This is a genomic window from Nitrogeniibacter aestuarii (genome assembly GCF_017309585.1).
Taxonomy (GTDB): domain Bacteria; phylum Pseudomonadota; class Gammaproteobacteria; order Burkholderiales; family Rhodocyclaceae; genus Nitrogeniibacter; species Nitrogeniibacter aestuarii.
In genome coordinates, this window is the sequence record NZ_CP071321.1 from 4,248,210 (window position 1) to 4,260,703 (window position 12,494).

The window sequence follows — 12,494 nt, forward strand, 5'->3', positions numbered from 1 at the left end:
CCGCCAGCCCGCGCCTACTGGATGCGGAACAGCTGGGTCACCTCACGCTGGTTGGTGGCCGGATCGATGATGATCACATCCATCCGGCGTCCGTCTTCGGAGACGGTAAAACGGGACTGGAGCGTATAGCCGTTGTAGAGATAGGTCGTCTCGCCCTGACGACCGTTGATGACCCCCGTCCCGGAGACGAAGCCGTCCGGCACCTGCCCGCGAAATTGCAGCTGGTTCCCCTGCTGATAGACCTCATGGACACCCCCTTCGACATCACGCCACATGCCCGTGAGGTTGACGGGCATGGCGGGCGCCGCGGCTGACGATACCGGCACGTCGGCACCCGAGCCGTCGACGGCAGGCGGCGAGCCGGCCCCCGGCATCGACACATTGCCGGGCGCATCGATCACCATCGGGTCGTATCCACTCCCGTCCTCCACCAGGGCAACGATCACCACCACGAACGCAAGCGCAGCGCCGATGAGCCATTTGCGTCGCGACGCCGGTGCGGATGCAGGGGGCACCGCGTCCGGTGCCGGCGCAGGCGGGACGGGCTCGGGCAGATCCAGGGTCTTGCGCAGGGAATCGACCAGTTGCGACACGTCGAAATCCCATCGCTTGTCCGCCAGTTCGATGGCATTGCGTCGCGCCAACGGCTCCAGGTCGTCGGGCAATTGCGCCGTGGTCGGCATGTCGGCCCCTTCGACCAGCACCGGAATCACCCGAACATCCTTGCGCCGCAGCGCGGTGGCGATTTCAAGCCGGGTGTAGTCGTTCGGATCGTCCAGCCGCCGTGAGCCATCAGCGTGTGCCGCATCGACCCAGCGCGGGCCAATGACCGCGATCAGGACCCGGCATGCACGCAGTGCCCGGTCAATGGCATCGACAAAGTCCACACCCGGCTCGATGGTCTCCACATCGCGAAAGATCGGCACCTCCGGCAGATGTTCCTTGAGGTGATCCGTGAGCCGCCCAGCGGCGCTCTGGCTGTCCTGCCGGCGGTAACTGACGAAAATTCCCTGCTCCATCTCGGCTCCGGTGCATGTGTCCTGCCTTCAGTCTGGCACGCGATGCGTTCAAACTCCATGCGCATTCAGCAGGCTCCGCCGTCATGATGGCACCGGTACAACACATGCCATGTCACACTCCGTCAAATGCCGGGCACGAGGTTGAAGCCCAGTGCCCACCCAAGCATACTGGCGACTGATCCCCGACAGACCCGGATGACAAGGGCAAATGCCCTGTCGTCGCCTTCCGCCGCAAAGGAATCCCCAATGCCCGGCCTCCGCCTGCTGAGTGCTGCGACCCTGATCGCACTGCTGACCGCCTGTACCGCGAGCAACCCGCCTCGTGCCGATGTCGACCCCGACGCGGCCGGGGCCGAGACCACCGAACCCAGCCCCGCCCCCGAGGCGAGCGCGCCGGATGAAACCGGCGCGACCCAGGCGGGCGACAACGGCCAGGGTCAAGGCGCTGCACAGCAGATTTTCTACACCCAGGCGGAATATGAAGGCATGACCCGCTGCGTCGAGATGGCCGACATCTCCATGCACTCGGCCATTCGCAAGCGGGGCGGCATGGCCCTGACCGACGCCAAGAACATCTACCGTACCCAGCCGGATCCGGAGATGCGCATGGCGATTGTCGAGCAGGTCTATGGCGACAGGATCCAGAACACCTGGGACTACACGGTGCGGCACTTCCAGCGGTGCGCCATCACCACGGCGCAAGTACCCCAGGAGCGCCTGCAAATGGCCAGCTATTGCATGCAGCGCCAGATGATTGGTGACCTGAGCTACTCATTCAAGGCCAGCGAGCGCCCGGTGAGCGATGCGTATGCCTATTTCGCCAACTTCAAGAGCCCGGTGGTCAAGCAGATCATCGATGCGGTCTATGCCACCGACGTGTCGAAAGAAGAGGTCAAAGCGCAGCTGTGGACAGGCTGCATGGCGCCGATCACCGGCTGAATCCGCGGCCACGCCGACGGTGCCGGGCGATGCCCACCGTCAACAGCCCGGCCAGCATCAGCGCATAGCTGGCGGGCTCGGGCACTGCCGTCACAACCACATTCTGCAGCAGGGAATCACCTGACACCGTCACCCCTTGAGGCACGTACAAGGTGAATTCGCCGGTATGGGAAAAATCCACCACGCCGGCCGAGGCCAGCAGTTCCGCGCTCGTGCCTGACGAGAAGCTTCCGGGCTCGGCAGTGACGAGCCCGAGCAGGTTGCTCGAGAAGATGTAGCTTTGCACCGGGTCGACTTCAAAACTCAGGCGCACAATCCCCTCAAGCGACGATGCAGCATCACTCACAACCACCTGAGTTGCGCCAGCGTAGGCCGGATCTACCGTCTCGACACCGCCAGCCTCCTCCGTCGCCAGACTGGTCAGCACCGCCACCGGTTCATAGGTGGCAGTCGCCTTGCTCATGATGAACGCCAGCTGCGACTGGTAGATTGACTGGGTGAACGGGATGGCCGTGAAGGTGGTGGCCGTGATGTTGCCCGCCAGTGAAAGCGTCGGCAGGCCATCCAGTGCGGTGAAACTGCCGTCGAACCTCAATTCGGCGGTCACCGTGAATGGCCCCGTTGCTCCACTGAATGTCACGGGCGAAGTCACACTCCCGAACACTGACGAACCGATGGTATCGGCCGTATTGAACGTGCCGCTGCTGGGAAGCTCGAATTCTGCATAGCCCTTGATGACGCCCCGGTCCGCATCAACACTGATGCTGGTCACGGAGTCATATCCATGCACGGTGCTCACACGCTCGCGCGCGGCATTAAGTTCGATCAGACCTGACGCCGCGTTGGCCACTTCGCTGTCATCGGCCGCCACATTGGATGGTCCGCGCACGGCGGAACCAGCCGCACCGGCCAGCAAGGGAGATACCGTCAGAACGGTCGCGAACAGGGTTTGAAAGAGACGGCGCATGAGATACCTCTGGATGCTGTGGCCCATGATTGACTGATCACCCGATGCGAAACGCAACTCGGCAATCCTCGGGGAATGACCACAGCATGGCATCGCTGCGCGCGAGCGTCTACCCCTCGGGCGCGTCTCCGCAGGACCGTTGAGCGAACCAGCGACCGGCCGCCACAATGCCCCCGAACGCTCAGGTCAGCAGCACGTACCAGGCAAGGCAGAGCACCGCGACCAGCACGAAGACCAGCGCAAAGGGTCGCCGACGCTCCGCCGGGCCCGCAAATCCGATCCCCGTCGCGCCCTTCCCGCTCATACGGGCGCGAGCCTCATCCACACGCTGTTTGGCCGCCTTGAGATCGATGCCTTCAACGCGCCGGACGATCTTGATGGCCTCGATCACCCGACCGCGAGCCAGAGCCGCCGCTGCCGCCGAAGGCAATCCGTGCGCCGGGCTCGATGCCCGGTGGCGCTCCGATGCATGAGCATCAGAGGCACCGGCATCGATTTCGCCCCGCTGGTAGCGCTCCACCAGCGATTTGGCCTCTGCCAGGCCCAGTCCGGTATCGGCCCGCACAAGGCGAATGGCATCGATCAGATGACCACGCTCAAGCGCGGCCACCGCTTCCGGGCAGACCCGGTGATCCATTGCGGCCCTCAACCCAGCAACGGCGCCAGCCAGCGACGGGCCGCGTCGATGCTCATGCCGGTGCGATGCGCCCAGTCGGCGAGCTGGTCTTCGCCGATCTTGCTGATGGCGAAGTAGTGGCTCTCCGGATGGGCGAAGTAGAAACCGCTCACCGAGGCCGCCGGCGTCATGGCCATGGATTCGGTCAGCCCCATGCCCGCATTGGCGGGCACATCGAGCAACTGGAACAGCGCAGCCTTGACCGTGTGGTCCGGACAAGCGGGGTAGCCCGGCGCCGGGCGGATGCCGCGGTAGTTCTCCTTGATGAGATCGTCCTTGGTCAGGTTTTCGCCCCAGGCATAGCCCCAGAACTCCTTGCGCACGCGCCAGTGGAGCCATTCGGCACAGGCTTCGGCGAGACGGTCGGCGAGGGCCTTGAGCATGATGGCGTGATAGTCATCATGGGCCGCCTCGAACTCGGCCAGCTTGTGTTCGATGCCGATGCCGGCGGTGACCGCGAAGGCGCCACACCAATCCTTGACGCCCGAGTCCTTCGAGGCGACGAAGTCGGCCAGGCACCAGTGCGGCTTGCCGCTCGGGCGCTCGTGCTGCTGGCGCAGACCGTACCAGGTCATGATCGGTGTCTGACGAGACTCATCCTCGAAGAATTCGATATCGTCGCCCACCCGGGCGGCAGGAAAGATGCCGAACACCGCCTTGGCCTGCAGCCACTGCTGAGTCACCAACTGGCCCAGCATGCGCACGGCGTCATGGAAGACCGAGTTCGCCGTCTCGCCGACCACCGGGTCGGTCAGGATCTGCGGGTACTTGCCGGCCAGATCCCAAGTCTGGAAGAAGGGGCCCCAGTCGATGTACTCAACGATATCCTCGAGGGCCACGTCAATGGCCATCACGCCCTGGGTGTTGGGCTCGACCGGCTTGTAGTGCGCGAGTTTGAGTGGATCGAAGGCATTGGCACGCGCCGCCTCGAGCGTCACCAGCTGCACGCCCTTCTTGTTCGCGTGCTGCTGGCGGATCTTGTCGTAATCGGCAGCCAGATCTTCCTTGAATTTCGCGCTTTGCCCTTCGGAGAGCAATGCGGTGACCACACCGACTGCACGCGAAGCATCCGGCACATAAACCACCGGCTCGTCGTAATGCGGGGCGATCTTGATGGCCGTGTGGGCACGGCTGGTGGTGGCACCACCGATGAGCAAAGGCACGTCGAAACCCTGGCGCTTCATTTCGCTGGCCACATGGCTCATCTCTTCGAGCGAAGGCGTGATGAGCCCGGACAGACCGATGGCCTGGGCACCGTGTTCCTTAGCCGCGTGCAGGATCTTCTCGGTGGGCACCATCACGCCCAGATCGATCACCTCGTAGCCGTTGCAACCGAGCACCACGCCGACGATGTTCTTGCCGATGTCGTGCACGTCGCCCTTCACCGTGGCGATGACGATCTTGCCCTTGCTGGTCGCGCCGGTACGGGCCTTTTCTTCTTCGATGAAGGGGATGAGATGGGCCACGGCCTGCTTCATCACGCGGGCGGATTTCACCACCTGCGGGAGGAACATCTTGCCCGCGCCGAACAGGTCGCCCACCACATCCATGCCGGCCATCAGCGGCCCCTCGATCACCGACAGGGGCGGCTTGCCTTCGGCGGCGAGCTTGGCGCGCACCTCTTCGGTGTCTTCGACGACGAATTCGGTGATGCCCTTGACCAGCGCATGCTTGAGGCGCTCTTCGACCGACTGCTCGCGCCAGGTGAGGTCCGGCCCGGTGTCCTTGGCGGCGCCGGCCTGCACGGTCTGGGCGAAGTCAACCAGCGCCTCGCCGGCGCCCGGGTGGCGGTTGAGCACCACGTCTTCGACCTTCTCGCGCAGCGCGGGGGCCAGATCGTCATACACGCCAAGCATGCCGGCATTGACGATACCCATGGTCATGCCCGCCTTGATGGCGTGATAGAGGAATACGGTATGGATCGCTTCGCGCACCGTGTTGTTACCGCGGAAGCTGAACGACACATTCGAGACACCGCCCGAGGTCTTGGCGTGGGGCAGATTCGTGTGAATCCACTTGAGCGCCTCGATGAAGTCGACCGCGTAATTGTCGTGTTCGGCAATGCCGGTGGCGATAGCGAAGATGTTCGGGTCGAAGATGATGTCTTCGGGCGGGAAGCCGATGCCGGTAAGCAGGTCGTAGGCGCGTTTGCAGATCTCGATCTTGCGGGCGTAGGTATCGGCCTGGCCGGTTTCGTCGAAGGCCATGACGATTACCGCCGCGCCGTACTGACGGCACAGGCGGGCCTGACGGAGGAATTCTTCTTCACCCTCCTTCATGGAGATGGAGTTCACCACCCCCTTGCCCTGGATGCACTTGAGACCGGCTTCGATCACGCTCCACTTGGACGAATCGAGCATGATCGGCACACGCGAGATGTCCGGCTCGGAGGCGATGAGTTTGAGGAACTTCTCCGTGGCCGCCAGCGAATCGAGCATCGCCTCGTCCATGTTGATGTCGATGATCTGGGCGCCGTTTTCCACCTGCTGGCGGGCGACCGACAGGGCGTCGTCGAAACGCCCTTCGAGAATCATCTTGGCGAATACGCGAGAGCCGGTCACGTTGGTCCGCTCGCCCACGTTCACGTACAGCGAATCCTCGCCCACATTGAAGGGTTCCAGACCCGACAGGCGCAGCTTCTTCTCCACCGCCGGCAGCTTGCGCGGGGCCACGTCAGCCACGGCTTCGGCAATGGCTTTGATGTGGGCCGGGGTGGTACCGCAGCAGCCACCCACGATGTTGAGCATGCCGTGCTTCGCCCAGTCCACAATCTCGCCGGCCAGCGCCTCGGGGGTCTCGTCGTACCCGGTGGGCGACAAGGGGTTGGGCAGGCCGGCGTTGGGGTGGGCGGACACATGGCAGTCGCACACGCGGGAGAGTTCCTCCACGTACTGGCGCAACTCCTGCGCGCCCAACGCGCAGTTCAGGCCGAAGGAAATCGGCTGGGCGTGGGAGAGTGAATTCCAGAAGGCCTCGGCCGTCTGGCCGGAGAGCGTGCGACCGGAAGCGTCGGTGATGGTGCCGGAGATCATCACCGGCAGGCGACGACCGAGGTCAGCGAACAGCTTTTCAACGGCAAAGACGGCGGCTTTGGCGTTCAGCGTGTCGAACACGGTCTCGATCAGCAGCAGGTCCGAGCCGCCTTCCATGAGTGCCCTGGCCGCGTCGTAATAGTCGTCGACCAGCGCATCGAAGGTGATGTTGCGAAAGCCCGGGTCGTTCACATCCGGGGAGATGGACAGCGTGCGCGAGGTCGGGCCGAGCACGCCGGCACAGTAGCGCGGCTTGTCGGGGTTCTTTGCGGTGTACTCGTCGCACAGTTCGCGCACCAGACGTGCACCCGCCACGTTGATTTCGTAGGCGACCTCGGACAGCCCGTATTCGGCCTGAGAAACGCGGGTGCCGTTGAAGGTGCAGGTCTCGATGATGTCGGCGCCGGCCTCGAGGTAATCGCGGTGGATGCCGCGGATCACGTCCGGCCGGGTCAGCACCAGCAGGTCGTTGTTGCCCTTGAGGTCCTTGTCGTGGTCCGCAAACCGCTCACCGCGGTAGTCGGCTTCGGCGAGTTTGTGCTGCTGGACCATGGTACCCATGGCGCCGTCGAGAATCAGAATGCGCCTGGCGAGCAGGTCGGTCAGTTCGGCAGTACGGTCGGCTTGCATCAATCATCCTTTGGGTAAAGCTTGGCGCCACGCAAACAAAAACGGCGCGGCAAACCGGTAACAGTTTGCGAGCGCCGTTGTTCGTTGCTGAGCCTGGCCCCGGGATCACAGCCCACCACGGGTCGCAGCGCTCCTCAGCAGGTTGCTGATTTTACTGGGCTTGAGCCGTGGTGTCGAGGCCGCAACAAAGACACCCACCGGCGCGGTCAGAATAAATCCGCTTTCAATTCAGCACCCGAGACCTCCGGCATCTGCATAGCATCTATGAGTTCTGCCCAACCCGATGGAGTTCTTACATGAAAACGATGATCACTGCCGCCCTGCTCGCAGCCCTGAGCCTCACGGCCCAAGCCGCGCCTGAAGTCCATTTCATCGAGCCCGCCGATGGTGCCACCGTTTCGAGCCCGCTGCGGGTCGAAATGGGTGTGAGCGACATGACGGTTCAGCCGGCCGGAAAAATCGTGGAAGGCACGGGTCACCATCATCTGATCATAGACGGCGAGCCGGTTGCCGCCGGCACGCCCGTCCCGGCCGACGAGCAGCATCTGCATTTTGGCAAGGGCCAGACCGAGACGACAATCGAACTGGCACCGGGCAAGCACACGCTGACACTGCAATTTGCCGACGGCCTGCATCAGTCCTATGGCCCCGCCATGAGCAAGACCATCGAAATCACGGTGGAATAAGCGCCACTCAGGACGCCGCGCTGCCGTCCTCATCCGGGGAAATGGCTTGACCGGCTGCGGCCGGCGTGGCCAGCAGTCGATCGATGGCGTCCTGAATCTTTCCATTGGGCTGGCGCTGCATCCAGTCGTTCGCTTCCATGAGCAGGGGTTCGATCTGCTTCGCGTCGAGCGGCTCCTTGCCCAGCAAGTCGAACAGCGCCAGCGCCGTGTTGTGAACCTCGGAGCCGGGCTCGGCCGCCACCTGGCACACCATCGACACCACCATGAGGTCGGTCAGGTGCGCCTCGCAGAACCAGGGCTGACCAATGGCTTCAAGGGCGATCAGAGCGGGCAACTCGGTCGTCGTTCGTTTCTTGACGCCAAGCGGCAGCAGTTTGCGGCGCTTTTTCTTCATGCAGGCGACTACGGCATGTCACCGGAAAAGCTTTAGCACTGGATCCAGAACTGGCGCCAGCATGTTGAAATACCTGTCGAAATACTTAACATCGGAAACCAGCCCACGGCTGTCACCTGCACGTAACTGCCTATAACTTTTTAACAAATTGAAACTGGTGCGCTGTTTGCTTGTAAGCATCTGATGAGACCGATCACCCAGCACCCACTCCGCGACATCCTCGCCATTCTGGCAGGCGCATTCGTTTGCGTCGGGATCGCGATGGCCACCGAGACGCAATCGTCACCCGAAGTCGCGTTCTCGGAGGGTGTGGAACAGGCCCCTCGTGTGAGCGGCCTCACGGTCGAGGACGTCGATCTTGGCTTGGCATCCAATGACCATGTCCGGAGTCTGGTGAGCGAGGTGACGGAAACCGGTCAGACCGGCATGATTCGTCTTCAACTGGACAAGCCCGCCCCCGCAGCGCCAGACACCCTTTTCTACGACCGCTCCGAGGTCGAGCAACGCGCTGCTGCGCTCAGAGCCCGAATCTCGACCTTGCTCGGCAAGAACGCGCCAGACGAGAAAACCTCAGAAGAGCGCGAGCTTGAACTGCAGCAGGAAATCGAGCTGGACAAGAGCTATGAGAGTGCCGGCAAGGGGCACGCCCAGAGCGGCAACGGCAAGCACGCTCAATCGAAGGGCAAACCGGGTACGGTCAAGCTCCGGTTACTGGAGCTCGCCTTCATCGTCTGGGATTTCATCACTCACCCGCTGACGATCTTCATCGTTGTCACAGCCGGCCTGATCCGTCTGACCGTTGCCATTTACCGGATCTCCGGCGACAAGTCGAAACGTCGTCACTCACATCGAAAGTCGAAGCGGACCCAGCAGTTCACCCCGGTGACCGAGTACGAAAAGCGGGAAGAGCGCCGCCGACAGCGCCACTATTCGACGCACCGCAGAAGCCATCGCCGCCGCAGCTGGCTCAGCCGGATCGGCTCTGCCTGAGCACGCTCATTCCATCCAGAAGCGTTCCAGATTCTCCAGCCCCCAGTCCTGGGCTTGCTCCACACCGGCAATTTCCTCCCGGCAGGCCGGTGAGGCCAGATCGAACACTTTCTGTTCGATGGGTGCGTTGCTTCGAGCAGAAAAGAAAACGCGGATCTTCGGCTTGAGCATCGACACTTCGTTCTGCTCGATCACCACACCCAGTTTGTCCGTTTTCGTCCGCACCAAGGCACCGATCGGATAGATGCCGATGCTGCGCACGAAAGCCTTGAAAATGGTTTCGTCGAAGTGCCCCTTCCAGGAGGCCATGCGCTTGATCGACTCGGCCGGGTCCCACCCCTGTTTGTAGGGCCGGTTCGACGTCACCGCGTCATAAACGTCGCAGACAGCCCCCATGCGCGAGAGCAAACTGATCTGGTCGCCCTTGAGTCCCTTCGGATATCCCGTTCCATCGACCTTTTCATGATGATGCAGGGCAATGTCCAAGGTCCCCTGGGTCGCCTCGCCGGAATCGCGCAACATCTTCCAGCCCGCCTCCGGGTGCAGCTTCATGATGGAATATTCATCGTCGGTGAGTTTGCCCGGTTTGTTGAGCACCTCGAGCGGCATCACGGCTTTGCCCAGATCGTGCATCAGACCACCGATGCCGGCCTCCTTCACCAGATGTGGGTCAAGATTCAGTTGCCGGGCCAGTGCGACCATGAGCGCGCAGACCGCCACCGAGTGCATGAAGGTGTACTCGTCATGCGTCTTGATCCGCGCCACGCTGATGAGCGCACTGGGATGACGAAACACTGAAGCGGAAATCTCCTCGACCAGCGGCATCGCATCGCCCGCCTTGACCACCTTGCCCATGCGCGCATCATTGAACATGGAGGCGATCTCGTTCTTGGCCATGGAGCACAGCTTCCTGGCCTGAGCCACCTCGGCCTGCATGCTGGGCTTCTTCACTGCGGCGGGTGCGGGCGCAGGAGCCTCCGCCGGCGCCACAGCCTCAGGGGCTTGTCTGGGCGGATCGGAACGCGGGGTCGCCGACGCAGGCGATTCGGCCGCCAGGTCCGCCCCTTTGTCGGTATCGATCCACACTTTCTCGATGCCGTGATCGCGAATGGTGCGCAGATCATCCGCCGACTCAAGCAGGAAGGCGTTCTGCACGAACGGATGCTTGAACCAGGACACGCCGAGTTTGTGCAGGTACATCCCCAAGCGGAGCTGGCTGGTGTGAATTTCCTTGATCATACGGGCCTATTGGGGGCGTTGTTTTCTTGTGGGTCTGTGAGGCGTCGTTTGTACCTTATCGGCACTGCATGCGCCGGCCTTGAGGCCGGATGCGAACGCCTCGCTGTCCAGCCACGGCGCCCGTTGTCGGCGCCACACGGGCGCCCAGTCCCCGAACACAAACCCTAACCGCGCTGCTCGCTCTCATAGCCGGTCCGGGTCACTGCACCCGACGCATCGAAGAACACATTGAAGAATTTCGATTCAGACGGCATGCGATCATCCACAAGCCAGTCCCAGACTTCTTCGCCCTTGTTCGGATAGGCAAACTGCCGCGCCGGCTTGCCGATCAGCCGCCGCACCTGCTGCTGGCTCATGCCGGGCCGGATCTGCGCCCGACGCGCCTCTGTGAACACCTGCTCAACCTGCTGGATAACACCCTGAGCGTCGATGGTGAGGTGATAGCAGGTCACCCCGGCCGGCTGCATCGAATACTCCCAGATCACCGTACCATCATCATTTCGCCACTCGATCCCCGGCGGCCCCATGTGCTCCTGTACCTCGCTGCGGTGGGTCACGCCCGGCCGGATGTCTTCGATGAGGTAGCGTTCACACCCTCCGAGCCCCAACAAACCCAGCAGACCACAGACGGTTGCGATCAAGCGTTTCACGACTGTCCTCCCGGGCCGCCCATGCACGGTGCCGACCCCTTCGTTAAAATGAACCGGGTGATTCAACCCCCGGTCTCATTCTGACATTTCATTGCCGCAGGAGCCTCGGCCAAATGCAAAAATCATTGCTTGCGCTCGCCCTACTGAGCCTCGGACTCGGTCATGCTGTGGCCGACACCATCCGTATCGGTCACGCCGGCCCGCTGACCGGCCCCCTCGCCCACATCGGCAAGGATGGCGAGAATGGCGCTCGACTGGCCATTGAAGACGCCAACGCGCAAGGGATCATGATCAAGGGCGAGAAAGCTGTCTTCGAACTGGTTGGCGAAGACGACCAGGCCGACCCGCGCCAGGCCACCACGGTGGCACAGCGCCTGGCCGACGAAGAAGTTGCCGGTGTCGTCGGGCACGTCACCTCCAGTGCGTCCATTCCCGCCTCCCGGGTGTATGAGCAGAACGACATCCCCGTCATCACGCCTTCGGCCACGGCCCCAAAGCTCACTGCGCAGGGCTACAGGACCACGTTCCGTGTCATCGCCAACGACCTGCAGCAGGGCGAAGCCATGGCAAAGCATGTGGGCCAGGTGCTGGGCCTCAAGCGCGTGGCCATCATCGATGATCGCTCCGCCTATGGCCAGGGGCTTGCCGACGCCTTTGCGGCCAAGCTGAAAGACTACGGCGTCGACATCGTCGCGCGCGAATTCACCAGCCACACCGCCACCGATTTCTCCGCCATCCTTACCAAGATCAAGGGCAGCGCACCCGACGCCGTCTTCTTCGGCGGGTTCGATGCGCAGGCCGCGCCCATGCTCCAGCAGATGCGCCAGCTCGGGCTGAGCGGCAAGTTTCTTGGCGGCGACGGGGTATGCACCGGCGAGATGCTCAAACTGGGCGCCGGCAAACTCACCAGCGATGTTTACTGCACCCAGGCCGGGTTACCCATGGAAAAAATGCCCCAGGGGGCCGATTTCCGCGCCCGTTTCAAGCAACGCTTCGGCACCGACGTGCAGCTGTACGCGCCGTACAGCTATGACGCAGCGATGACCCTCATCCAGGCCATGAACGCAGCCAACTCGGCCGACCCCGACGACTACCTGCCCAAGCTCCGAGCAATCAACCATGACGGCGTCACCGGCACCATCGCGTTCGACGCCAAGGGTGACATCCGAACCGGCGGCATCACCCTCTACCAGTTCAAGGACGGCCGCTGGGCGACACTGGACTGATGCCCATGAGACAATCCGGGCCGGCCGCGCACCGCGTCGGCCACCC

General features: G+C 62.9%; 11 protein-coding genes and 1 riboswitch. Of the genes, 4 read left to right on the forward strand and 7 right to left on the reverse strand.

Annotated elements, in window-relative coordinates; translation table 11 throughout:
* Positions 1 to 14: 14 nt before the first annotated feature.
* Complete coding sequence (locus tag J0W34_RS19725) at positions 15 to 1,019, reverse strand: toll/interleukin-1 receptor domain-containing protein (protein ID WP_230969918.1); 1,005 nt, start codon at positions 1,017 to 1,019, stop codon at positions 15 to 17.
* Between the two features lie 246 nt (positions 1,020 to 1,265).
* Between J0W34_RS19725 and J0W34_RS19730 the strand changes: the two genes are divergently transcribed.
* Positions 1,266 to 1,958 (forward strand): hypothetical protein, encoded by a 693-nt coding sequence (locus J0W34_RS19730; protein WP_230969919.1) that lies wholly within the window; start codon positions 1,266 to 1,268, stop codon positions 1,956 to 1,958.
* Here J0W34_RS19730 and J0W34_RS19735 read toward each other — a convergent pair.
* The 3 genes from J0W34_RS19735 to metH all read right to left on the reverse strand — a co-directional run bounded on the left by J0W34_RS19735 (position 1,948) and on the right by metH (position 7,263).
* Entirely contained in the window at positions 1,948 to 2,925 is a 978-nt protein-coding gene (locus J0W34_RS19735; protein ID WP_230969920.1) for a PEP-CTERM sorting domain-containing protein, read from the reverse strand. The genes J0W34_RS19730 and J0W34_RS19735 overlap by 11 nt on opposite strands.
* Before the next feature lie 181 nt (positions 2,926 to 3,106).
* A complete protein-coding gene (locus J0W34_RS19740) occupies positions 3,107 to 3,562 on the reverse strand; it encodes a ribosomal protein L7/L12 (RefSeq protein WP_230969921.1) in 456 nt (151 codons plus the stop codon).
* An 8-nt stretch (positions 3,563 to 3,570) separates the two neighbouring features.
* A complete protein-coding gene (gene metH, locus J0W34_RS19745; protein WP_230969922.1) occupies positions 3,571 to 7,263 on the reverse strand; it encodes a methionine synthase in 3,693 nt (1,230 codons plus the stop codon).
* A 62-nt stretch (positions 7,264 to 7,325) separates the two neighbouring features.
* Positions 7,326 to 7,405: riboswitch (S-adenosyl-L-homocysteine riboswitch) on the reverse strand.
* A gap of 154 nt (positions 7,406 to 7,559) precedes the next feature.
* On the opposite strand from metH, the gene J0W34_RS19750 reads away from it, so the two are divergent.
* Positions 7,560 to 7,949, forward strand: coding sequence for a DUF4399 domain-containing protein (locus J0W34_RS19750; protein ID WP_227816072.1), 390 nt, complete (start codon positions 7,560 to 7,562; stop codon positions 7,947 to 7,949).
* 7 nt (positions 7,950 to 7,956) lie between these two features.
* On the opposite strand, the gene J0W34_RS19755 is transcribed toward J0W34_RS19750, so the two are convergent.
* Positions 7,957 to 8,343 carry a hypothetical protein gene (locus tag J0W34_RS19755; protein ID WP_230969923.1) on the reverse strand — a complete coding sequence of 129 codons (387 nt, stop codon included), beginning with the start codon at positions 8,341 to 8,343 and terminating at the stop codon, positions 7,957 to 7,959.
* Positions 8,344 to 8,526: 183 nt separating this feature from the next.
* Here J0W34_RS19755 and J0W34_RS19760 point away from each other — a divergent pair, with 183 nt between their 5' ends.
* On the forward strand, positions 8,527 to 9,333 hold the full coding sequence (locus J0W34_RS19760; RefSeq protein WP_230969924.1) for a hypothetical protein: 807 nt from the start codon (positions 8,527 to 8,529) through the stop codon (positions 9,331 to 9,333).
* Positions 9,334 to 9,339: 6 nt separating this feature from the next.
* Here the strand turns inward: J0W34_RS19760 and J0W34_RS19765 are convergent, their stop codons facing one another.
* The gene (locus tag J0W34_RS19765; RefSeq protein ID WP_230969925.1) at positions 9,340 to 10,572 is read right to left on the reverse strand and encodes an HD-GYP domain-containing protein; all 1,233 of its coding nucleotides are present in this window, start codon (positions 10,570 to 10,572) and stop codon (positions 9,340 to 9,342) included.
* A 164-nt stretch (positions 10,573 to 10,736) separates the two neighbouring features.
* The gene (bamE, locus tag J0W34_RS19770; RefSeq protein ID WP_227816068.1) at positions 10,737 to 11,222 is read right to left on the reverse strand and encodes an outer membrane protein assembly factor BamE domain-containing protein; all 486 of its coding nucleotides are present in this window, start codon (positions 11,220 to 11,222) and stop codon (positions 10,737 to 10,739) included.
* 113 nt (positions 11,223 to 11,335) lie between these two features.
* Between bamE and J0W34_RS19775 the strand changes: the two genes are divergently transcribed.
* Positions 11,336 to 12,448, forward strand: coding sequence for a branched-chain amino acid ABC transporter substrate-binding protein (locus J0W34_RS19775; protein WP_230969926.1), 1,113 nt, complete (start codon positions 11,336 to 11,338; stop codon positions 12,446 to 12,448).
* The last annotated feature ends 46 nt before the right edge of the window (positions 12,449 to 12,494 follow it).